The organism is Enterobacter sp. ECC_219_Taxon_10, assembly GCF_058354905.1.
Map to the genome: position 1 here is coordinate 4,410,890 of NZ_CM178005.1, position 21,446 is coordinate 4,432,335.

At 51.6% G+C, this 21,446-nt stretch carries 23 protein-coding genes, 2 tRNA genes and 4 rRNA genes; 7 read left to right on the forward strand and 22 right to left on the reverse strand.

The annotated features are described in order from the left end of the window. Nucleotides 1-2: 2 nt before the first annotated feature. Nucleotides 3-761 carry an amino acid ABC transporter ATP-binding protein gene (locus tag AC4ICF_RS20965; RefSeq protein ID WP_014885454.1) on the forward strand — a complete coding sequence of 253 codons (759 nt, stop codon included), beginning with the start codon at nt 3-5 and terminating at the stop codon, nt 759-761. Nucleotides 762-867: 106 nt separating this feature from the next. On the opposite strand, the gene rrf (AC4ICF_RS20970) is transcribed toward AC4ICF_RS20965, so the two are convergent. The 6 genes from rrf (AC4ICF_RS20970) to AC4ICF_RS20995 all read right to left on the reverse strand — a co-directional run bounded on the left by rrf (AC4ICF_RS20970) (nt 868) and on the right by AC4ICF_RS20995 (nt 6,091). Beyond that, a 5S ribosomal RNA gene (gene rrf / locus AC4ICF_RS20970) occupies nt 868-983 on the reverse strand. A gap of 43 nt (nt 984-1,026) precedes the next feature. Then, nucleotides 1,027-1,102, reverse strand: a tRNA-Thr gene (locus AC4ICF_RS20975). 14 nt (nt 1,103-1,116) lie between these two features. After that, nucleotides 1,117-1,232, reverse strand: a 5S ribosomal RNA gene (gene rrf, locus AC4ICF_RS20980). Nucleotides 1,233-1,304: 72 nt separating this feature from the next. Beyond that, nucleotides 1,305-4,208: ribosomal RNA gene (locus AC4ICF_RS20985) — 23S ribosomal RNA — on the reverse strand. A 182-nt stretch (nt 4,209-4,390) separates the two neighbouring features. Continuing rightward, nucleotides 4,391-4,466: transfer RNA gene (locus tag AC4ICF_RS20990), tRNA-Glu, on the reverse strand. An 85-nt stretch (nt 4,467-4,551) separates the two neighbouring features. Beyond that, nucleotides 4,552-6,091 (reverse strand): 16S ribosomal RNA (locus tag AC4ICF_RS20995). Together the 16S, 23S and 5S rRNA genes with 2 tRNA genes alongside form the textbook arrangement of a ribosomal RNA operon. 473 nt (nt 6,092-6,564) lie before the next feature. On the opposite strand from AC4ICF_RS20995, the gene AC4ICF_RS21000 reads away from it, so the two are divergent. Beyond that, on the forward strand, nt 6,565-7,119 hold the full coding sequence (locus AC4ICF_RS21000; protein WP_316380280.1) for a gamma carbonic anhydrase family protein: 555 nt from the start codon (nt 6,565-6,567) through the stop codon (nt 7,117-7,119). Here AC4ICF_RS21000 and AC4ICF_RS21005 read toward each other — a convergent pair. Genes AC4ICF_RS21005 through dprA form a run of 6 tightly spaced genes read right to left on the reverse strand, consistent with a single transcriptional unit; the run spans nt 7,095 to nt 10,878 of the window. Beyond that, nucleotides 7,095-7,343 carry a DUF1488 family protein gene (locus tag AC4ICF_RS21005; RefSeq protein WP_116344081.1) on the reverse strand — a complete coding sequence of 83 codons (249 nt, stop codon included), beginning with the start codon at nt 7,341-7,343 and terminating at the stop codon, nt 7,095-7,097. The genes AC4ICF_RS21000 and AC4ICF_RS21005 overlap by 25 nt on opposite strands. Continuing rightward, nucleotides 7,340-8,158, reverse strand: coding sequence for a shikimate dehydrogenase (gene aroE / locus AC4ICF_RS21010; protein ID WP_316380279.1), 819 nt, complete (start codon nt 8,156-8,158; stop codon nt 7,340-7,342). The genes AC4ICF_RS21005 and aroE overlap by 4 nt, the downstream gene beginning before the upstream one ends. Nucleotides 8,159-8,162: 4 nt before the next feature. After that, on the reverse strand, nt 8,163-8,735 hold the full coding sequence (gene tsaC / locus AC4ICF_RS21015) for an L-threonylcarbamoyladenylate synthase type 1 TsaC (protein ID WP_166712485.1): 573 nt from the start codon (nt 8,733-8,735) through the stop codon (nt 8,163-8,165). Continuing rightward, on the reverse strand, nt 8,728-9,282 hold the full coding sequence (locus tag AC4ICF_RS21020) for a DNA topoisomerase family protein (protein ID WP_116344084.1): 555 nt from the start codon (nt 9,280-9,282) through the stop codon (nt 8,728-8,730). The genes tsaC and AC4ICF_RS21020 overlap by 8 nt, the downstream gene beginning before the upstream one ends. A 26-nt stretch (nt 9,283-9,308) precedes the next feature. Next, nucleotides 9,309-9,782, reverse strand: a complete 474-nt coding sequence (smg, locus tag AC4ICF_RS21025) for a DUF494 family protein Smg (RefSeq protein ID WP_008503477.1) — start codon at nt 9,780-9,782, stop codon at nt 9,309-9,311. Beyond that, nucleotides 9,754-10,878: a DNA-protecting protein DprA gene (gene dprA, locus AC4ICF_RS21030; RefSeq protein ID WP_316380278.1), complete on the reverse strand. Its 1,125-nt coding sequence runs from the start codon at nt 10,876-10,878 to the stop codon at nt 9,754-9,756. The genes smg and dprA overlap by 29 nt, the downstream gene beginning before the upstream one ends. A gap of 129 nt (nt 10,879-11,007) precedes the next feature. Here dprA and def point away from each other — a divergent pair, with 129 nt between their 5' ends. From def to mscL, 5 genes are all read left to right on the forward strand, one after another. After that, a complete protein-coding gene (def, locus tag AC4ICF_RS21035) occupies nt 11,008-11,517 on the forward strand; it encodes a peptide deformylase (RefSeq protein WP_006812188.1) in 510 nt (169 codons plus the stop codon). A gap of 25 nt (nt 11,518-11,542) precedes the next feature. Then, a complete protein-coding gene (gene fmt / locus AC4ICF_RS21040; RefSeq protein WP_316380277.1) occupies nt 11,543-12,490 on the forward strand; it encodes a methionyl-tRNA formyltransferase in 948 nt (315 codons plus the stop codon). 52 nt (nt 12,491-12,542) lie between these two features. Then, a complete protein-coding gene (gene rsmB / locus AC4ICF_RS21045; protein WP_316380276.1) occupies nt 12,543-13,829 on the forward strand; it encodes a 16S rRNA (cytosine(967)-C(5))-methyltransferase RsmB in 1,287 nt (428 codons plus the stop codon). A 22-nt stretch (nt 13,830-13,851) separates the two neighbouring features. After that, a complete protein-coding gene (gene trkA, locus AC4ICF_RS21050; protein ID WP_014885463.1) occupies nt 13,852-15,228 on the forward strand; it encodes a Trk system potassium transporter TrkA in 1,377 nt (458 codons plus the stop codon). Nucleotides 15,229-15,373: 145 nt separating this feature from the next. After that, nucleotides 15,374-15,784: a large-conductance mechanosensitive channel protein MscL gene (mscL, locus tag AC4ICF_RS21055; protein ID WP_014833515.1), complete on the forward strand. Its 411-nt coding sequence runs from the start codon at nt 15,374-15,376 to the stop codon at nt 15,782-15,784. On the opposite strand, the gene AC4ICF_RS21060 is transcribed toward mscL, so the two are convergent. From AC4ICF_RS21060 to secY, 10 genes are all read right to left on the reverse strand, one after another. Then, on the reverse strand, nt 15,785-16,000 hold the full coding sequence (locus AC4ICF_RS21060; protein ID WP_316380275.1) for an alternative ribosome-rescue factor A: 216 nt from the start codon (nt 15,998-16,000) through the stop codon (nt 15,785-15,787). It lies immediately after the preceding gene. A gap of 57 nt (nt 16,001-16,057) precedes the next feature. Further along, nucleotides 16,058-16,483, reverse strand: coding sequence for a Zn(2+)-responsive transcriptional regulator (zntR, locus tag AC4ICF_RS21065; RefSeq protein ID WP_316380274.1), 426 nt, complete (start codon nt 16,481-16,483; stop codon nt 16,058-16,060). A 2-nt stretch (nt 16,484-16,485) separates the two neighbouring features. Then, the gene (locus AC4ICF_RS21070; protein WP_316380286.1) at nt 16,486-16,854 is read right to left on the reverse strand and encodes a DnaJ family domain-containing protein; all 369 of its coding nucleotides are present in this window, start codon (nt 16,852-16,854) and stop codon (nt 16,486-16,488) included. A gap of 107 nt (nt 16,855-16,961) precedes the next feature. Next, the gene (rplQ, locus tag AC4ICF_RS21075; RefSeq protein WP_001216368.1) at nt 16,962-17,345 is read right to left on the reverse strand and encodes a 50S ribosomal protein L17; all 384 of its coding nucleotides are present in this window, start codon (nt 17,343-17,345) and stop codon (nt 16,962-16,964) included. A gap of 40 nt (nt 17,346-17,385) precedes the next feature. Then, nucleotides 17,386-18,375 carry a DNA-directed RNA polymerase subunit alpha gene (locus AC4ICF_RS21080; RefSeq protein WP_002919219.1) on the reverse strand — a complete coding sequence of 330 codons (990 nt, stop codon included), beginning with the start codon at nt 18,373-18,375 and terminating at the stop codon, nt 17,386-17,388. Between the two features lie 25 nt (nt 18,376-18,400). Next, the gene (gene rpsD / locus AC4ICF_RS21085; protein ID WP_004868345.1) at nt 18,401-19,021 is read right to left on the reverse strand and encodes a 30S ribosomal protein S4; all 621 of its coding nucleotides are present in this window, start codon (nt 19,019-19,021) and stop codon (nt 18,401-18,403) included. A 32-nt stretch (nt 19,022-19,053) separates the two neighbouring features. Continuing rightward, entirely contained in the window at nt 19,054-19,443 is a 390-nt protein-coding gene (gene rpsK, locus AC4ICF_RS21090; RefSeq protein WP_003863312.1) for a 30S ribosomal protein S11, read from the reverse strand. A 16-nt stretch (nt 19,444-19,459) separates the two neighbouring features. Beyond that, nucleotides 19,460-19,816: a 30S ribosomal protein S13 gene (gene rpsM, locus AC4ICF_RS21095; protein ID WP_013099021.1), complete on the reverse strand. Its 357-nt coding sequence runs from the start codon at nt 19,814-19,816 to the stop codon at nt 19,460-19,462. 146 nt (nt 19,817-19,962) lie between these two features. Further along, on the reverse strand, nt 19,963-20,079 hold the full coding sequence (rpmJ, locus tag AC4ICF_RS21100; protein ID WP_000868187.1) for a 50S ribosomal protein L36: 117 nt from the start codon (nt 20,077-20,079) through the stop codon (nt 19,963-19,965). 31 nt (nt 20,080-20,110) lie between these two features. Continuing rightward, complete coding sequence (gene secY / locus AC4ICF_RS21105; RefSeq protein WP_003863305.1) at nt 20,111-21,442, reverse strand: preprotein translocase subunit SecY; 1,332 nt, start codon at nt 21,440-21,442, stop codon at nt 20,111-20,113. Between the last annotated feature and the right edge of the window lie 4 nt (nt 21,443-21,446).

The following is a 21,446-nucleotide window of genomic DNA, read 5'->3' on the forward strand; positions in this document are numbered from 1 at the left end:
TTATGAGCCAAATAACTATGACACCCGCCGACGCGATGATTACGCTGGAAAATGTGAATAAATGGTATGGACAGTTTCATGTCCTGAAAGACATTAATCTTAAGGTAAAGCAAGGCGAACGCATCGTCCTTTGCGGCCCTTCCGGTTCAGGTAAATCCACAACCATTCGCTGTATTAACCATCTTGAAGAACATCAGCAAGGACGCATTGTTGTAGATGGCATCGAGCTGAATGAAGATATCCGCAATATCGAACGCGTGCGCCAGGAAGTGGGTATGGTATTCCAGCACTTTAATCTTTTTCCACACCTGACCGTTCTGCAGAACTGTACGCTTGCGCCTATTTGGGTCCGAAAAATGCCGAAACAGGAAGCGGAAGCGCTGGCGATGCACTACCTGGAACGCGTTCGTATCGCGGAGCATGCCAATAAGTTTCCCGGCCAGATCTCGGGCGGGCAACAGCAGCGTGTGGCTATCGCCCGTTCGCTGTGCATGAAACCCAAAATCATGCTGTTTGACGAACCGACATCTGCGCTGGATCCCGAAATGGTGAAAGAGGTACTGGATACCATGATTGGGCTGGCGCAATCCGGTATGACGATGTTGTGCGTAACGCATGAGATGGGTTTTGCCAGAACGGTAGCTGACCGGGTGATCTTTATGGACCGCGGAGAGATTGTTGAGCAGGCGCCGCCGGATGAGTTCTTTGCGCATCCGAAGTCAGAACGTACGCGAGCATTCCTGTCGCAGGTGATTCATTAGCCGTTTGCTCTGCCGGGTGGCGGCTTCGCCTTACCCGGCCTACCGTTTTTTCTGGGCATAAACGCAAAAAGGCCATCCTTTCGGATGGCCTTCTCACTTATTTGATGTCTGGCAGTTCCCTACTCTCACATGGGGAGACCCCACACTACCATCGGCGCTACGGCGTTTCACTTCTGAGTTCGGCATGGGGTCAGGTGGGACCACCGCGCTAAAGCCGCCAAACAAATTCTTTTACTTCTTGCCGAACTTTAACCTAAGTATAAAGTGGTGCTGATACCCAGAGTCGAACTGGGGACCTCACCCTTACCAAGGGTGCGCTCTACCAACTGAGCCATATCAGCACGCTAAATTTGATGCCTGGCAGTTCCCTACTCTCACATGGGGAGACCCCACACTACCATCGGCGCTACGGCGTTTCACTTCTGAGTTCGGCATGGGGTCAGGTGGGACCACCGCGCTAAAGCCGCCAGGCAAATTCTGTTTAATCTGTATCAGGCTGAATATTGTTTGTGTCTCTCACCGCCAAAACACCTTCGGCGTTGTAAGGTTAAGCCTCACGGTTCATTAGTATCGGTTAGCTCAACGCATCGCTGCGCTTACACACCCGACCTATCAACGTCGTCGTCTTCAACGTTCCTTCAGGAGACTTAAAGTCTCAGGGAGAACTCATCTCGGGGCAAGTTTCGTGCTTAGATGCTTTCAGCACTTATCTCTTCCGCATTTAGCTACCGGGCAGTGCCATTGGCATGACAACCCGAACACCAGTGATGCGTCCACTCCGGTCCTCTCGTACTAGGAGCAGCCCCCCTCAATTCTCCAGCGCCCACGGCAGATAGGGACCGAACTGTCTCACGACGTTCTAAACCCAGCTCGCGTACCACTTTAAATGGCGAACAGCCATACCCTTGGGACCTACTTCAGCCCCAGGATGTGATGAGCCGACATCGAGGTGCCAAACACCGCCGTCGATATGAACTCTTGGGCGGTATCAGCCTGTTATCCCCGGAGTACCTTTTATCCGTTGAGCGATGGCCCTTCCATTCAGAACCACCGGATCACTATGACCTGCTTTCGCACCTGCTCGAGCCGTCACTCTCGCAGTCAAGCTAGCTTATGCCATTGCACTAACCTCCTGATGTCCGACCAGGATTAGCTAACCTTCGTGCTCCTCCGTTACTCTTTGGGAGGAGACCGCCCCAGTCAAACTACCCACCAGACACTGTCCGCAACCCGGATCACGGGTCCACGTTAGAACACCAGCCATTAAAGGGTGGTATTTCAAGGACGGCTCCACGCAGACTGGCGTCCACGCTTCAAAGCCTCCCACCTATCCTACACATCAAGGACCAGTGTTCAGTGTCAAGCTATAGTAAAGGTTCACGGGGTCTTTCCGTCTTGCCGCGGGTACACTGCATCTTCACAGCGAGTTCAATTTCACTGAGTCTCGGGTGGAGACAGCCTGGCCATCATTACGCCATTCGTGCAGGTCGGAACTTACCCGACAAGGAATTTCGCTACCTTAGGACCGTTATAGTTACGGCCGCCGTTTACCGGGGCTTCGATCAAGAGCTTCGCGTTACCGCTAACCCCATCAATTAACCTTCCGGCACCGGGCAGGCGTCACACCGTATACGTCCACTTTCGTGTTTGCACAGTGCTGTGTTTTTAATAAACAGTTGCAGCCAGCTGGTATCTTCGACTGATTTCAGCTCCACCCGCAGGGGCTTCACCTACATATCAGCGTGCCTTCTCCCGAAGTTACGGCACCATTTTGCCTAGTTCCTTCACCCGAGTTCTCTCAAGCGCCTTGGTATTCTCTACCTGACCACCTGTGTCGGTTTGGGGTACGATTTCGTGTTACCTGATGCTTAGAGGCTTTTCCTGGAAGCAGGGCATTTATCACTTCAGCACCGTAGTGCCTCGTCATCACGCCTCAGTGTTAAAGTGAACCGGATTTGCCTGGAACACACACCTACACGCTTAAACCGGGACAACCGTCGCCCGGCTGACATAGCCTTCTCCGTCCCCCCTTCGCAGTAACACCAAGTACAGGAATATTAACCTGTTTCCCATCGACTACGCCTTTCGGCCTCGCCTTAGGGGTCGACTCACCCTGCCCCGATTAACGTTGGACAGGAACCCTTGGTCTTCCGGCGAGCGGGCTTTTCACCCGCTTTATCGTTACTTATGTCAGCATTCGCACTTCTGATACCTCCAGCAGCCCTCACAGGCCACCTTCGACGGCTTACAGAACGCTCCCCTACCCAACAACACATAGTGTCGCTGCCGCAGCTTCGGTGCATGGTTTAGCCCCGTTACATCTTCCGCGCAGGCCGACTCGACCAGTGAGCTATTACGCTTTCTTTAAATGATGGCTGCTTCTAAGCCAACATCCTGGCTGTCTGTGCCTTCCCACATCGTTTCCCACTTAACCATGACTTTGGGACCTTAGCTGGCGGTCTGGGTTGTTTCCCTCTTCACGACGGACGTTAGCACCCGCCGTGTGTCTCCCGTGATAACATTCTTCGGTATTCGTAGTTTGCATCGGGTTGGTAAGCCGGGATGGCCCCCTAGCCGAAACAGTGCTCTACCCCCGAAGATGAGTTCACGAGGCGCTACCTAAATAGCTTTCGGGGAGAACCAGCTATCTCCCGGTTTGATTGGCCTTTCACCCCCAGCCACAGGTCATCCGCTAATTTTTCAACATTAGTCGGTTCGGTCCTCCAGTTAGTGTTACCCAACCTTCAACCTGCCCATGGCTAGATCACCGGGTTTCGGGTCTATACCCTGCAACTTAACGCCCAGTTAAGACTCGGTTTCCCTACGGCTCCCCTATACGGTTAACCTTGCTACAGAATATAAGTCGCTGACCCATTATACAAAAGGTACGCAGTCACACCACGAAGGTGCTCCCACTGCTTGTACGTACACGGTTTCAGGTTCTTTTTCACTCCCCTCGCCGGGGTTCTTTTCGCCTTTCCCTCACGGTACTGGTTCACTATCGGTCAGTCAGGAGTATTTAGCCTTGGAGGATGGTCCCCCCATATTCAGACAGGATACCACGTGTCCCGCCCTACTCTTCGAGTTCACAACCTGTGTGCTTTCGTGTACGGGACTGTCACCCTGTACCGTGCGACTTTCCAGACGCTTCCACTAACACACAAGCTGATTCAGACTCCGGGCTGCTCCCCGTTCGCTCGCCGCTACTGGGGGAATCTCGGTTGATTTCTTTTCCTCGGGGTACTTAGATGTTTCAGTTCCCCCGGTTCGCCTCGTTAACCTATGTATTCAGTTAACGATAGTGTGACGAATCACACTGGGTTTCCCCATTCGGACATCGCCGGGTCAAAGGTTCATATCACCTCGCCGGCGCTTTTCGCAGATTAGCACGTCCTTCATCGCCTCTGACTGCCAGGGCATCCACCGTGTACGCTTAGTCGCTTAACCTCACAACCCGAAGATGTTTCACTTCTGATTGCGAAAATTTGAGAGACTCGAACACACATTAACTGTGTGTCGTTTCAATTTTCAGCTTGATCCAGATTTTTAAAGAGCAAATATCTCAAACATGACTCGTAAGTCAGTTTTGAGATATGACGGCAGGTGACTTTCACTCACGCACCAGCAAGTGGCGTCCCCTAGGGGATTCGAACCCCTGTTACCGCCGTGAAAGGGCGGTGTCCTGGGCCTCTAGACGAAGGGGACACTGAAGTCTCAATCGCAAGACGCCTTGCTGCTTACTTTTCATCAGACAATCTGTGTGAGCACTACAAAGGCAGGTTCTTTAAGGTAAGGAGGTGATCCAACCGCAGGTTCCCCTACGGTTACCTTGTTACGACTTCACCCCAGTCATGAATCACAAAGTGGTAAGCGCCCTCCCGAAGGTTAAGCTACCTACTTCTTTTGCAACCCACTCCCATGGTGTGACGGGCGGTGTGTACAAGGCCCGGGAACGTATTCACCGTGGCATTCTGATCCACGATTACTAGCGATTCCGACTTCATGGAGTCGAGTTGCAGACTCCAATCCGGACTACGACGCACTTTATGAGGTCCGCTTGCTCTCGCGAGGTCGCTTCTCTTTGTATGCGCCATTGTAGCACGTGTGTAGCCCTACTCGTAAGGGCCATGATGACTTGACGTCATCCCCACCTTCCTCCAGTTTATCACTGGCAGTCTCCTTTGAGTTCCCGGCCTAACCGCTGGCAACAAAGGATAAGGGTTGCGCTCGTTGCGGGACTTAACCCAACATTTCACAACACGAGCTGACGACAGCCATGCAGCACCTGTCTCAGAGTTCCCGAAGGCACCAATCCATCTCTGGAAAGTTCTCTGGATGTCAAGAGTAGGTAAGGTTCTTCGCGTTGCATCGAATTAAACCACATGCTCCACCGCTTGTGCGGGCCCCCGTCAATTCATTTGAGTTTTAACCTTGCGGCCGTACTCCCCAGGCGGTCGACTTAACGCGTTAGCTCCGGAAGCCACGCCTCAAGGGCACAACCTCCAAGTCGACATCGTTTACGGCGTGGACTACCAGGGTATCTAATCCTGTTTGCTCCCCACGCTTTCGCACCTGAGCGTCAGTCTTTGTCCAGGGGGCCGCCTTCGCCACCGGTATTCCTCCAGATCTCTACGCATTTCACCGCTACACCTGGAATTCTACCCCCCTCTACAAGACTCTAGCCTGCCAGTTTCGAATGCAGTTCCCAGGTTGAGCCCGGGGATTTCACATCCGACTTGACAGACCGCCTGCGTGCGCTTTACGCCCAGTAATTCCGATTAACGCTTGCACCCTCCGTATTACCGCGGCTGCTGGCACGGAGTTAGCCGGTGCTTCTTCTGCGGGTAACGTCAATCGACAAGGTTATTAACCTTATCGCCTTCCTCCCCGCTGAAAGTACTTTACAACCCGAAGGCCTTCTTCATACACGCGGCATGGCTGCATCAGGCTTGCGCCCATTGTGCAATATTCCCCACTGCTGCCTCCCGTAGGAGTCTGGACCGTGTCTCAGTTCCAGTGTGGCTGGTCATCCTCTCAGACCAGCTAGGGATCGTCGCCTAGGTGAGCCGTTACCCCACCTACTAGCTAATCCCATCTGGGCACATCTGATGGCAAGAGGCCCGAAGGTCCCCCTCTTTGGTCTTGCGACGTTATGCGGTATTAGCTACCGTTTCCAGTAGTTATCCCCCTCCATCAGGCAGTTTCCCAGACATTACTCACCCGTCCGCCACTCGTCACCCGAGAGCAAGCTCTCTGTGCTACCGTTCGACTTGCATGTGTTAGGCCTGCCGCCAGCGTTCAATCTGAGCCATGATCAAACTCTTCAATTTAAGTTTGATGCTCGTGAATTAAACTTCGTAATGAATTACGCATGTTCACTCAGAGACTTGGTATTCATTTTTCGTCTTGCGACGTTAAGAATCCATGTCACTTTGAGTGCCCACACAGATTGTCTGATAAATTGTTAAAGAGCAGTTGCAACGCGGCTTTCAGCTCACCGTTGCGAGGTGGCGTATATTACGCTTTCCTCTTTCAGAGTCAACCCGTTATTTCAGGATTTTTTTCTCTTCAACCGACCGGGTTGTCTGTGAAGTGATTCACATCCGCCGTGTCGATGGAGGCGCATTATAGGGATCCCAATTTTTAGCACAAGTATTTTTTAGATCTTTTTTTCCGACTGCTGATTTTCCGCGCTTTTCGCTGAAATCCCGCCCGATCTGCTTAAATATTGACGTTTTTTGCCTTGCCTCGATCCAATAATATGATCAAGTCTTCCGTATAACGCTCATCCTCAGAGGTAGTTATGTCCGCAGTATTACGCCCTTATAAAGATCTGTTCCCCCAAAAAGGCGATCGCGTGATGATCGATGCCACCAGCGTGGTCATTGGTGATGTCCGAATGGCCGATGACGTCAGTATCTGGCCACTCGTTGCGATCAGGGGAGACGTTAACTATGTGTCGATTGGTGCCCGTACCAATATTCAGGACGGTAGCGTTCTGCATGTCACCCACAAATCCTCCTATAACCCGCAGGGCAATCCTCTCATCATTGGAGAAGAGGTTACCGTCGGTCATAAAGTGATGCTTCACGGCTGCACTATCGGTAATCGGGTGCTGGTTGGCATGGGATCGATTTTGCTGGATGGCGTCATAGTAGAAGATGACGTAATGATTGGGGCCGGTAGCCTGGTCCCGCAGAACAAACGTCTGGAGAGCGGCTATCTCTATCTGGGAAGCCCGGTAAAACAGGTCCGTCCCCTTAAGGAGGCAGAGATCGAAGGACTGAAGTACTCAGCGAACAACTACGTAAAATGGAAGAATGACTATTTGGATCAGGACAACCAAACCCAGCCCTGATCGTCTTCCTGCTGATCGCGAATTAAATCGCTGGCTTCGTCTTCCAGATCCCAGCGATTTTCGCAAAATATGTCTATAGGATCTGAACCGCCAAAGCGACGCAACAGCGTTTCCCCATGAATGGCGCAGGTCAATTGCATACCCTGCACCAGCACCGGGAAACAGACCGCTTGTTTACTCTCATCCCAGTTCTCTCTGTCCGGGAAATCAATAGCCTGATTCACGCCGAAAGCTCCTGCTTTAACTTTTCAATAACCGGTTCGACTGCAGGCAACACGCCATGCCAGAGCAGCACCGCATGCGCAGCCTGACCCACCAGCATCCCCAGTCCATCAGCTAGCTGTTTCGCACCGTGTTGCTCGCACCAGTTCAGAAAAGGCGTCTTCCCTTTCTGATAAAACATGTCATAGAAGTACATATGAGGGCTTACCAGAGAAGCGGGGATTGCCGGGATCTCTCCATTAATGCCGCTGGAGGTGGCATTAATGACCAGATCAAATTCACGCCCGGCAAGATCGCCAGGCGCTGCCGCACTTACGCTGCCGGTATGCGCAAACAACGCCGCCAGCGCTTCTGCCCGGGAAAAGGTTCGGTTGGTAATGGTCACCGCACAGTCCAGAGAAAGCAGAGGCAACAGTACTCCCCGCGATGCGCCACCCGCACCAATCAGCAGGACCCGGAAACCGGGTTTAATAAACGACAGTCGTTCCAGATCGCTCAGCAAACCTATTCCGTCGGTGTTGTCACCCAGAAGGCGTCCATCTTCAAGCCGTTTCAGGGTATTTACTGCACCAGCCAGCGAAGCACGCTCGGTAAGCTCATCCGCACGTTCGAAGGCTTCCTCTTTAAAAGGGACCGTCACATTAGCGCCTTGACCGCCGGCGGCGAAAAAAGCCTCCAGCGTTGGAATAAATGCATCCACCGGTGCAAGTACGTGACCATAGGGATGATTAATCTGCAGCTGCTTCGCAAATTGCTGATGGATCAGCGGTGACTTGCTGTGCGCAATCGGATTACCAAAAACAGCATAGGTTTCCATGAGATTACCCCTGGCGAAAACGTTCGCCTGTCAAAGCGTCGCGAATTTCAGACGGATTCAGGCGCCCTCCCGTCTCTCCAACAGCAACCGGGAAGTCGTTCCCGAACTGTGCCAGCACTTCTTCGGTTGTACGACAAGGTGGCAATCCGGTCAGGTTGGCGCTGGTTGAGACCAGCGGTTTACCAAATGCCAGACAAAGCTCTATTACCAGCGGGTGGTCAGTTACGCGAACGGCAAGGGAATCAAAGCGTCCGGTCAACCAGCGTGGCGTTGTCGGCTGTGCCGGGAAAACAAAGGTCACTGGACCGGGCCATGCGGAAAAAATAGTCTCGCGCTGCGCTGGCGTCAGCATAGAGTCATCGATGTAGGGCTTAAGCTGCTCGTAATTCGCAGCTATCAAAATCAGCCCTTTCTCGACGGGTCTTTGTTTCAAGGCAAGCAGACGGCTCACAGCCGTCTCGCTGTCAGGATCGCAACCGACCCCAAAAACAGCTTCAGTTGGATAGGCGATGACTTCTTCATTTTTCAGTACGTCCACTGCATGCGCAATGGAGCCTGATGGCAGGTTATTATTCACTATTTTGATCCGCCGTAACCGGCTTTCCACATTGTTTACTGGCGCAGAAGCGTTTCATACCCTGCGCCGTTTTCTTCTCGATAAGTAGCGGATAGTTGCAATGAATGCAGACGCCCGCTACCGGTTTGAAATTGATAACGAACTGGCATTCAGGGTAGCGATCGCAGGAATGAAAGGTCTTACCATAACGGGAACGGCGTTGTACCAGCTGACCGCGCTGACACTGGGGACACGCAATAGCCGTTTCATCAGGCTTATCAATTTGTTCCGTATGCTCACATTCCGGGTAACGGCTACAGCCAATAAACATACCGAAACGGCCCTGACGTAGCGCTAATTCACCACCACAAAGAGGACATAGCTGTCCTTCCAGAATTTTGACGATATGTCCATCCGCCTGGCTTTTCAGAGGACGGACATAATCACATTCCGGATAGTGTGAACAACCGAGAAACGGGCCGTGTTTCCCGGACCGAATAACCAGCTCAGCCCCGCACTGCGGGCAGGGCTCGTTTTTATGCACCGTGAATAGTGCTGATTTGGCCATAACAACTCTTGGTGCTGCACATTGAATTAGTGCAGCATACCTTCATTCACTTCAAAGAGTAATTCTTCCATTTGCTGATAGGCATTTTCACAGCCCGGGATATTAAACAGAACCATCAGAATCACCCATTTGAGATCTTCCAGTTCAAATTCTGCCGTATCCAGCGCCATGACGCGCTCTATCACCATTTCTCTCGTTTCGAGGTTTAGCACCTGAATCTGCTCAAGGAATAAGATGAATCCCCGGCAGCTGGCATCCAGCCTTTCACACTCTTCAGCGGTATAAATGCGTACTGACAATGGGTCAGAAGCAAGCTGCATCGGCTCGGCGAGGCCTTCCTGATAATCAGCCAGCTTTTCCAGCCACATCAACGCGTTATAGATATCTTCCCGCTCAAACCCCGCATCGGTAAGATCCTGTGTCAATTTGTCCTGATCCACTCGCATTTCTGCTTCGTTATGGATGTAAGTCTCAAACAAATACATCAGTACGTCGAACATGGCATGCCCTCCTTAATCGGACATAGCCGCCGGGTACAGCTGCGATCCACCCTGCTAACTCCAGTTCGAGTAGCTGTGCTACCGTTACTGGCACAGGTTGGCCGGCACGTTCAGCGACAACGTCAACAGGTGTTACCTCATCTCCTACGTTAGCCAGGAGCTTGGGAAATGGCAATGCCACCTTTCCCTGATCTGATGAATAATGTCGCTTTTCGGGATCTTCCTGCAGACATTGCAAGCCATATTGCAAATTTTCAAGAATATCCCGCACTTCTGTTACCGGCGTCGCCCCCTGCTTTATCAGCCAGTGTGGTCCTTCGCACCCCGGGTTACCTATCGGGCCGGGTAAGGCGAAAACCTCCCTGCCCTGATCGAGCGCGCATCGTGCCGTGACCAGCGAACCGCTTCGCACTGCCGCTTCAACGATCAATACTCCATGGCTAAGCCCGCTGATGATTCGGTTACGACGCGGAAAGTTTGCCGGTCGGGGCTGCGCCGAAAGGGGAAACTCAGACACTATCGCCCCGTCAGCTTCGATTAATCGCATAGCCAGCGCCTGGTGCCGACGGGGATAAATGCTAAACAGGCCGTTCCCCAGTACGGCCACGCTACGCCCTTTTGCTGATAGCGCTGCACTATGGGCAACACCGTCAATACCGCAGGCCAGCCCACTGGTGATCGTGAAACCACATTGCGAAAGTTGTTCGCACAGAATTTTTCCCCATCGCTCTCCATACCATGACGGTGCACGGCTGCCTACTACCGCCAGCTGGACAGCATTAAGGGTTTCAGGGTTACCTTTTACGAATAACGCCCCAGGATAATCAGGAATTGCTCGAAGTAAAGGAGGATAAAGTGGATGGTTTGCCGTCAATAAATGATTTCCCGGCTGCTCAAGCCACGCCAGACTACGCTCCAGCTCACTTTCATCTGGGGCAAAGAACCGTTCAACCTGTTTTGCTGTCAGACCGGCGCTTTTGACGACAGGCACGTCGAGGTTTTCATGCTTCTGCAGTTGCACAGCCGCTTCCAGCATTCCATCGCCACATAGTGAACCTGTGTGTATTAGCCGTAGCCATATCTCGATAGACGTCATCCTTTCCCCCCTGCCATAAGCGGCCTGCGCAATCATTGCGATTGGTCACTGATGCTGTCAATCGACCCGGGATTTGTCTAGAATAGAAGTAATATTCTTATCAACTCCTGAACACGACTCTGGAAATTTATGGCAGTTTTGCAAGTGTTACATATTCCGGACGAGCGCCTTCGCATCGTCGCTGAACCGGTCAAAGAAGTGAATGCAGAAATCCAGCGTATCGTTGATGATATGTTCGATACCATGTACGCCGAAGAAGGCATTGGCCTGGCGGCGACGCAGGTGGACATTCACAAACGTATTATCGTGATCGACGTTTCCGAAAATCGCGATGAGCGTCTGGTGCTGATCAACCCTGAATTGCTTGAAAAGAGCGGTGAAACGGGCATTGAGGAAGGCTGCCTGTCCATTCCTGAACAACGCGCTTTGGTGCCACGTGCCGAAAAAGTGAAAATCCGCGCTTTGGATCGTGACGGTAACCCGTTCGAACTGGAAGCAGATGACCTGCTGGCAATTTGCATTCAGCATGAGATGGATCACCTGGTCGGTAAGCTGTTTATCGATTACCTCTCGCCGTTGAAGCAACAGCGTATTCGTCAAAAAGTAGAGAAACTGGATCGTTTGCGCTCTCGCGCATAACGTCCCCCCGGATACAAGGATCATCGTGTCTAAAACACTACGTATTATCTTCGCGGGAACCCCTGATTTTGCAGCGCGTCATCTTGACGCGCTGTTATCTTCTGGTCACCAGGTTGTTGGCGTCTTTACCCAGCCGGACCGTCCGGCTGGCCGCGGTAAAAAACTGATGCCCAGCCCGGTAAAGGTACTGGCAGAAGAGCATGGGCTTCCCGTTTTTCAGCCCGCATCCTTACGCCCTCAGGAAAATCAGCAACTGGTCGCTGACCTGAATGCCGACGTCATGGTGGTGGTGGCTTACGGTTTAATTCTGCCGAAAGCGGTGCTTGATATGCCTCGTCTGGGTTGTATCAACGTGCATGGCTCACTGCTCCCACGCTGGCGTGGTGCGGCACCTATCCAGCGCTCCCTGTGGGCGGGGGATGCAGAAACCGGCGTCACAATCATGAAGATGGACGTAGGTTTAGACACCGGCGACATGCTGCATAAACTGGCGTGCCCTATTACTGCAGACGATACCAGCGCTACGCTGTATGACAAACTAGCAGGCCTCGGTCCGCAAGGGCTTATCGAGACGCTGCAGCAGCTTGCTGACAATACGGCAAAACCTGAGGTTCAGGATGAGGCGCTGGTGACGTATGCTGAAAAACTGAGTAAAGAAGAAGCCCGGATCGACTGGTCCTTGTCTGCCGCTCAACTTGAACGCTGCATCCGCGCCTTTAATCCGTGGCCGATGAGCTGGATGGAGATTGATGAGCAGCCAGTGAAAATCTGGAAAGCGTCAGTCATTAACGGCAATACGGCTGCGGAACCCGGCACGATTATCGACGCCAGCAAGAACGGTATCCAGGTTGCGACTGCAGAAGGGATTCTGAATCTTGAATCGCTGCAACCGGCCGGGAAGAAAGCCATGAGCGCTCAGGATCTTTTAAATTCCCGTCGCGAATGGTTTATCCCGGGCAATCGCCTTGCCTGAACAAACATATGCTTAAGGCCCGGTGTTTCCGGGCATTTTTATTTTTACGGTTATGAAAAAACAAAATCTACGCAGTATGGCGGCTCAGGCCGTTGAGCAGGTTATCGAGCAGGGCCAGTCATTGAGTAACGTCCTGCCTCCCCTGCAACAAAAAGTATCAGATAAAGACAAAGCCCTGCTCCAGGAGCTTTGCTTTGGCGTTCTGCGCACCCTTTCTCAGCTTGAGTGGCTCATTAATAAGCTGATGTCACGCCCAATGACGGGCAAGCAGCGCACCGTTCATTATTTGATCATGGTGGGTTTTTATCAGCTTCTTCATACCCGCATTCCACCTCACGCCGCGCTTGCTGAAACAGTGGAAGGCGCCGTTGCGATAAAACGTCCTCAGTTGAAAGGATTAATCAACGGCGTACTGCGTCAGTTCCAGCGTCAGCAGGATGAGCTTCTGGCTGAATTTGCGCAAAGCGAAACACGTTTTCTCCACCCGGACTGGCTGCTGAATCGTCTTAAAAAAGCGTATCCGAAGCAGTGGCAAAACATTGCCGAAGCGAATAATCAACGCCCGCCGATGTGGTTACGCGTCAATCGCAATCACCACACCCGTGACGCATGGCTGGCATTACTGGAAGACGCTGGAATGAGTGGATTCACGTATGAAGCCTATCCGGATGCCGTGCGTTTAGCCTCCGCTGCACCGGTACATGCTTTACCTGGTTTTAATGAAGGCTGGGTGACCGTGCAAGATGCCTCTGCTCAGGGTTGTATGACCTGGCTTGAACCCAAAAATGGTGAGCAGATCCTCGATCTGTGCGCGGCGCCTGGCGGAAAAACGACACACATTCTGGAAGTGGCTCCACAGGCCAGCGTGATGGCAGTGGACGTTGATGAGCAGCGTCTTTCACGCGTCTACGACAACCTCAAGCGCCTGGGCATGAAGGCACAGGTTAAACAAGGCGATGGACGCAAACCTGCGGAATGGTGTGGTGAAACCCAGTTCGACCGCATTTTGCTGGATGCACCCTGCTCTGCAACAGGCGTAATTCGTCGTCATCCGGACATCAAGTGGCTACGCCGCGATCGTGATATTAAGGAACTTGCCCAACTGCAATCGGACATACTTGACGCAATCTGGCCACATCTTAAACCCGGCGGAACGCTGGTCTATGCAACCTGCTCCGTACTGCCGGAAGAAAACAGCCAGCAAATCGCAGACTTCCTTAAGCGTACCCCGGACGCTACGCTGCGCGATACGGGAACGCCTGAATGCCCAGGACAGCAAAACCTGCCGGGCGCGGAAGAGGGTGATGGCTTCTTTTACGCTAAGCTAATCAAAGAGTGATGTTGAGAACAGGTCACGAGATATGAAGATTATCATTCTGGGCGCAGGACAAGTGGGCGGAACGCTGGCGGAAAACCTGGTTGGCGAAAACAACGACATCACAATCGTTGATACCAACGGCGATCGTCTGCGCGTTTTACAGGACAAATTTGACCTTCGCGTTGTGCAGGGTCATGGCTCACACCCACGCGTACTCCGCGAGGCGGGTGCCGACGATGCCGACATGCTCGTTGCGGTGACCAGTTCTGACGAAACCAATATGGTGGCCTGTCAGGTGGCCTACTCGCTTTTCAACACGCCAAACCGAATCGCGCGCATCCGCTCTCCGGACTATGTTCGCGATGCAGAAAAACTGTTTAATTCAGAAGCGGTTCCCATTGATCATCTTATCGCACCGGAACAGCTAGTTATCGACAATATCTATCGTCTGATCGAATATCCAGGCGCACTGCAGGTTGTGAACTTTGCCGAAGGTAAAGTCAGTCTTGCCGTCGTAAAGGCCTATTACGGCGGTCCGTTGATCGGCAACGCGTTGTCCACCATGCGCGAGCACATGCCTCACATTGATACACGCGTCGCCGCCATTTTCCGCCACGACAGGCCTATCCGCCCGCAGGGCTCCACCATTGTCGAAGCAGGGGATGAGGTCTTCTTTATTGCGGCCTCTCAGCATATTCGTGCAGTAATGAGCGAATTGCAGCGTCTCGAAAAGCCTTATAAACGCATTATGCTGGTCGGTGGTGGCAATATCGGCGCGGGTCTCGCGCGAAGGCTTGAAAAAGACTACAGCGTGAAATTGATCGAGCGCGATCAGCAACGTGCTTCTGAGCTGGCGGAAAAACTGCAAAATACGATCGTATTTTATGGCGACGCGTCAGATCAGGAATTACTGGCAGAAGAGCATATTGATCAAGTTGATCTCTTTATTGCCGTCACCAACGATGACGAGGCGAATATTATGTCCGCCATGCTCGCCAAACGTATGGGGGCAAAGAAGGTCATGGTACTTATCCAACGTAAGGCGTATGTCGACCTGGTTCAGGGCAGCGTGATTGATATTGCTATTTCACCGCAGCAGGCGACCATTTCCGCTCTGCTGAGCCATGTACGTAAAGCGGACATTGTCGGCGTTTCATCGCTCCGCCGCGGTGTGGCAGAAGCGATTGAAGCGGTGGCCCATGGAGATGAAACCACCTCTCGCGTTGTGGGCCGCGCCATCGACGAAATTAAGCTGCCGCCGGGCACAATTATCGGTGCCGTCGTGCGTGGAAATGATGTCATGATCGCCAATGATAATTTACGTATTGAGCAAGGCGATCACGTAATTATGTTCCTTACCGATAAAAAATTTATTACCGACGTCGAGCGTTTATTCCAGCCAAGTCCATTCTTCCTTTAATATGTCGGGTGCTCTCAATAGAGCACCTGCACTTTACCCACTTTATTGCTGTGCCTTTTATTTTCATAACGTTTAATTATCCCGAATGGCAATTGGCTAATCATTTGTTAAACTTATAGTCGTCAGCTGGCACAAGGAGAACATAATGAGTTTTATTAAAGAATTTCGCGAATTTGCGATGCGCGGGAACGTGGTGGATTTGGCAGTGGGTGTCATTATTGGTGCGGCATTCGGCAAGATTGTTTCATCATTAGTTGCAGACATCATCATGCCACCTTTAGGGCTGCTAATCGGGGGCATTGATTTCAAACAGTTCGCATTCACGCTGCGTGAAGCACAGGGTGATATCCCGGCAGTAGTAATGCACTACGGCGTGTTTATCCAGAACGTATTTGATTTCGTGATTGTGGCGTTTGCTATTTTTATGGCTATCAAGCTGATCAACAGGCTCAACCGTAAAAAAGAAGAGCCCGCGGCCGCACCAGCACCAACGAAAGAAGAAGTATTGCTGACGGAAATCCGCGATCTGTTAAAAGAGCAGAACAACCGCGTTTAATCAGTAACCAAAAGCAGGAAGGCCAGTGGTAAATAAGCGATTCGCTTGCTTGCCACTGGCCTCCCGGTTACCCCGTTTTGCATGTTTATCTTTGCGCAGATAACTTCCCTTCCCTTTTTTATTCTTTTCAACGCGCTGTCGAAAAAGCGGGTCGTGAAGTAAAGCCTCAATGGCATTGTCTTTAATTTGTCCCTTAGTGTGCTGATAGCGGCTCATAATTTCTCCTGAGCATGGTTTATGACGACGGAAGTCTAGACCCGGGTAGATTAAAAATCAACATCCCCGAGTTTCTCCACTGGCCCCTTGTTCAAGGGCTTCCAGAATTGAGCAATAAATACTGCTGTGGGCCGTTCCGCAACAGGCATCATTAAGCCTTTGCAGAGAACGCTGCATGGTTTGTAGTTCCTGAATACGGGCTTCAACTTCATCAAGCCGGGCCTGCACGATGCTTTTGGATTCCAGGCAGGTGTGATGCTCAGGATCGATGCGGATCGATAGTAACTCGCGGATCGAATCCAGCGTGAAGCCAAGCTGTCGCGCATAGCGTATGAATCTCAGACGCTGCAGATCGTTATCGGTATAAAGCCGAAAGCCACCTTCTGTGCGTACCTCATGATCGATCATTTGCTGCTTTTCGTAATATCGAATAGTGTCCGGCGTTACGTTCGCGAGCTTTGCAAGTTCACCGATACGGTACATCGCTACTCCTCATTTATCTTCTTCAGCAATCTTTCACCGTATTCCCCATGCAGGAATTCCGTGTTCATTCCTGCATGGCGCAGCTTGAGCTCGATCAGCGCAAGCCTGCGGCTAAGTTCTGTATGTCGAGGATCGTTCTGACGGATCCCTTTTAGCAGATCGGCAAGTTCAATAGCCTCTCTGCGCTGCTCAAGCTCAGGAGGAAGGCAGCCGGCATTTTTTAATAAACGATATCCAGCCCGGAGTTCAGGCGCAATATGCAAATCATCTTCCAGTTCCAGAGGTTCGCCGCTTCCGGCAAGATTGTCGAAATCGCCTTTATTTTGGGCATCGCGGATATGGCGTTCTGCCCACTGGTCAAGCAACCACATCATCAGCTCCAGGGGATGAACAAAATTGATACAGGCATTGTAGAGAAATGGGGATACTGCGGATATAAAAAAACCCGCCGAGGCGGGTTTTTTTACGTTACTGCAGATTACTCTGCAGCAGCTTCTGCTTTCTCTGAACGATCAACCAGCTCGATGTAAGCCATCGGCGCGTTGTCGCCTGCACGGAAACCACACTTCAGAATGCGAGTGTAACCACCGGCACGGCTCGCGAAACGCGGGCCCAGTTCGTTAAACAGTTTTGCCACGATCTCGTTATCACGAGTACGGGCGAATGCCAGACGACGATTAGCAACGCTGTCAGTCTTGGCAAGAGTAATCAGCGGCTCAACTACGCGACGCAGCTCTTTCGCTTTAGGCAGGGTCGTCTTGATGATTTCATGACGAACCAGTGAACCTGCCATGTTGCGGAACATAGCCTGGCGATGGCTGCTGTTGCGGTTCAGTTGACGACCACTCTTACGATGGCGCATGACCTTATCCTTCTCAGTAAAACCTTAACCTGTGATCCGGTTACTCGTCAGCAATGCTTGCCGGTGGCCAGTTTTCCAGGCGCATGCCCAGAGACAGACCACGTGAAGCCAGCACGTCTTTAATCTCGGTAAGAGATTTTTTACCCAGGTTCGGCGTTTTCAGCAACTCAACCTCGGTACGCTGTACCAGATCACCGATATAGTGGATAGCTTCTGCCTTGAGGCAGTTAGCAGAGCGGACAGTCAATTCGAGATCGTCAACAGGGCGCAGCAGGATCGGATCGAATTCTGGTTTCTCTTCTTTCACTTCTGGCTGACGTACATCACGTAAGTCAACGAAAGCTTCCAGTTGTTCTGCCAGGATGGTTGCCGCACGACGAATCGCCTCTTCAGGATCGATTGTGCCGTTGGTTTCCATTTCGATGACCAGCTTGTCCAGGTCGGTACGCTGTTCTACACGCGCTGCTTCAACATTGTAGGCAATACGCTCTACAGGGCTGTAGCATGCGTCGACCAGCAGACGGCCGATTGGGCGCTCATCTTCTTCCGAATGAATTCGGGCAGAAGCCGGCACATAACCACGACCGCGCTGAACTTTGATACGCATGCTAATAGCTGCGTTCTCATCGGTCAGGTGGCAGATCACGTGCTGCGGCTTGACGATTTCAACATCACCGTCGTGGGTGATGTCGGCTGCAGTCACAGGGCCAATGCCAGATTTATTCAGAGTAAGAATAACTTCATCTTTACCCTGAACTCTCACCGCCAGCCCTTTCAGGTTGAGCAGGATTTCAAGGATATCTTCCTGAACGCCTTCTTTGGTGCTGTACTCATGAAGTACACCATCAATCTCAACCTCGGTCACCGCGCAACCCGGCATCGATGAGAGCAGAATACGGCGCAGTGCGTTACCCAGAGTATGGCCAAAGCCACGCTCTAAAGGCTCAAGGGTCACCTTGGCGTGCGTCGAACTCACTTGCTCGATATCTACCAGGCGCGGTTTTAGAAACTCTGTCACAGAACCCTGCATTGTGTCCTCTCTTTGGTACTAAGCTTTACTTGGAGTAAAGCTCGACGATCAGGTGTTCGTTAATGTCCGCAGACAGATCAGAACGCTCAGGCTGACGCTTGAACGTACCTTCCATCTTGCCAGCATCAACTTCCAGCCAGGTTGGCTTTTCACGCTGCTCAGCCAGCTCCAGAGCGGCCTTCACGCGAGATTGCTTTTTCGCTTTCTCACGAATGCTAACAACGTCATTCGCTTTAACCTGATAAGAAGCGATGTTAACAACACGACCGTTTACCATGATTGCTTTGTGGCTAACCAGCTGACGTGATTCAGCACGAGTAGCGCCGAAGCCCATACGGTATACAACGTTGTCCAGACGACCTTCCAGCAGAGCCAGCAGGTTTTCACCCGTGTTGCCTTTCAGACGTGCTGCTTCTTTATAGTAGTTACGGAACTGACGCTCCAGCACACCGTACATACGGCGAACTTTTTGCTTTTCACGCAACTGCACACCATAGTCAGACAGACGCGGTTTACGCGCACCGTGCTGGCCAGGAGCTTGTTCAATTTTACACTTGGTATCGATCGCGCGAACGCCAGACTTAAGGAATAAGTCGGTGCCCTCACGACGGCTCAGCTTGAGCTTAGGACCCAAATATCTTGCCATTTTCTATCTCCAACTAACCTAAAAAACGAGCGTTATACGCGACGTTTTTTCGGCGGACGACAACCGTTATGAGGGATCGGAGTCACATCAGTAATATTAGTGATGCGGAAACCAGCGGCGTTCAGAGCGCGAACAGTAGATTCACGACCCGGACCCGGACCTTTAACCATAACTTCCAGATTCTTGATGCCGTATTCTTTTACGGCTTCAGCGCAACGCTCTGCTGCAACCTGAGCTGCGAACGGAGTGGATTTGCGAGAACCACGGAAACCGGAACCACCGGCTGTTGCCCAACCCAATGCGTTACCCTGACGATCAGTAATAGTAACGATGGTGTTGTTGAAAGAAGCATGGATATGAGCCACGCCGTCAGAGACTTGTTTTCTTACACGTTTACGTGCACGAACTGGTGCCTTTGCCATTATTCAATCACCCCGATTATTTCTTGATCGGTTTGCGCGGACCCTTACGGGTACGTGCGTTGGTCTTAGTACGCTGACCGCGCACTGGCAGACCACGACGATGACGCAAACCGCGATAGCAACCAAGATCCATCAGGCGCTTGATGCTCATGCTGATTTCACGGCGCAGATCACCTTCAACGACAAATTTGGCAACTTCGTCACGCAGCGTGTCGATTTGTCCTTCAGACAGCTCACTGATCTTAACATCTTCAGCGATACCCGCTGCAGCCAGGATGGCTTTAGAACGGGTCTTGCCGATGCCGTAGATCGAAGTTAATGCGATCACAGCATGTTTCTGATCAGGAATGTTAATGCCTGCTATACGGGCCACTATGCACTCCTACTATTTAATATGTACGCACCATGCTGAAAAGCCCGTTTTCAGGATACTCAAATGGAAACGTACAGACATACAAAAGATTGGCTGGCTAATCTAGCCAGCTCAACCCAACTTTGCAAGAAAAATATGCGAAATAATCAGCCTTGGCGCTGTTTATGCTTCGGCTCGGCACTGCAAATCACACGGATGACACCATCACGCTTAACGATTTTGCAGTTACGGCATAATTTCTTGACGGAAGCACGAACTTTCATTTTTACTCTCCGTAACTTCTCAGGCGACCAATTAGCGGCCGTAGCCTTTCAGGTTCGCCTTCTTCAATGCAGACTCATACTGACTGGACATCATCAGAGTTTGCACTTGAGCCATAAAGTCCATAATCACGACAACAACGATAAGCAGTGAGGTCCCACCGAAGTAGAACGGTACTTTCATTGCATCACGCATGAACTCCGGGATCAGGCAGATAAAAGTAATATAAAGCGCACCAACCAAAGTCAGGCGGGTCATTACTTTATCGATATACTTCGCCGTTTGCTCTCCCGGACGAATTCCTGGTACAAATGCACCGGACTTCTTCAGGTTATCTGCTGTTTCACGCGGGTTGAAGACCAACGCCGTGTAGAAGAAACAGAAGAAGATGATCGCAGACGCATAGAGTAACACATAAAGTGGTTGCCCAGGCTGCAAATACAGCGAAATTGTTGTCAGCCAGTTCCAACCAGTACCGCCCCCGAACCATGACGCGATGGTTGCCGGGAACAGAATAATACTGGAAGCGAAGATAGCCGGGATAACCCCCGCCATATTCACTTTCAGCGGTAAATGTGTGCTCTGTGCAGCATAGACACGACGACCTTGCTGACGTTTAGCGTAGTTCACCACAATGCGGCGTTGACCACGTTCAACGAAGACAACAAAGAACGTCACTGCAAATACTAATACTGCAACCAACAGCAACAGGAGGAAGTGCAGGTCGCCTTGACGCGCTTGCTCGATAGTATGGGCGATGGCCGGCGGGAGTCCCGCAACGATACCGGCGAAGATAATGATTGAGATACCGTTACCGATACCACGCTCAGTAATCTGTTCGCCGAGCCACATCAGGAACATAGTCCCTGTGACCAGACTAACAACAGCGGTGAAATAGAATGCAAAGCCTGGGTTTAATACCAGGCCCTGCATACCAGGCATATTCGGCAGACCGGTAGCAATACCGATCGACTGGAATATTGCCAGCACCAGAGTACCGTAACGGGTGTACTGACTAATCTTACGACGTCCAGACTCCCCTTCTTTCTTCAGCTCTGCCAGGGCCGGATGAACGACCGTCAGCAGCTGGATAATAATAGATGCCGAAATGTACGGCATAATACCCAGTGCAAAGATAGAAGCACGGCTGAGAGCACCACCAGAGAACATGTTGAACATTTCAATGATGGTGCCTCGCTGTTGCTCAAGCAGTTTGGCAAGTACAGCGGCATCGATACCAGGGATCGGAATAAAAGAGCCAATACGGAACACAATCAGCGCGCCGATAACAAACAGCAGTCTGCGTTTCAGCTCGCCAAATCCACCTTTGGCACTTTGAAAATCTAATCCCGGTTGCTTAGCCATCTGC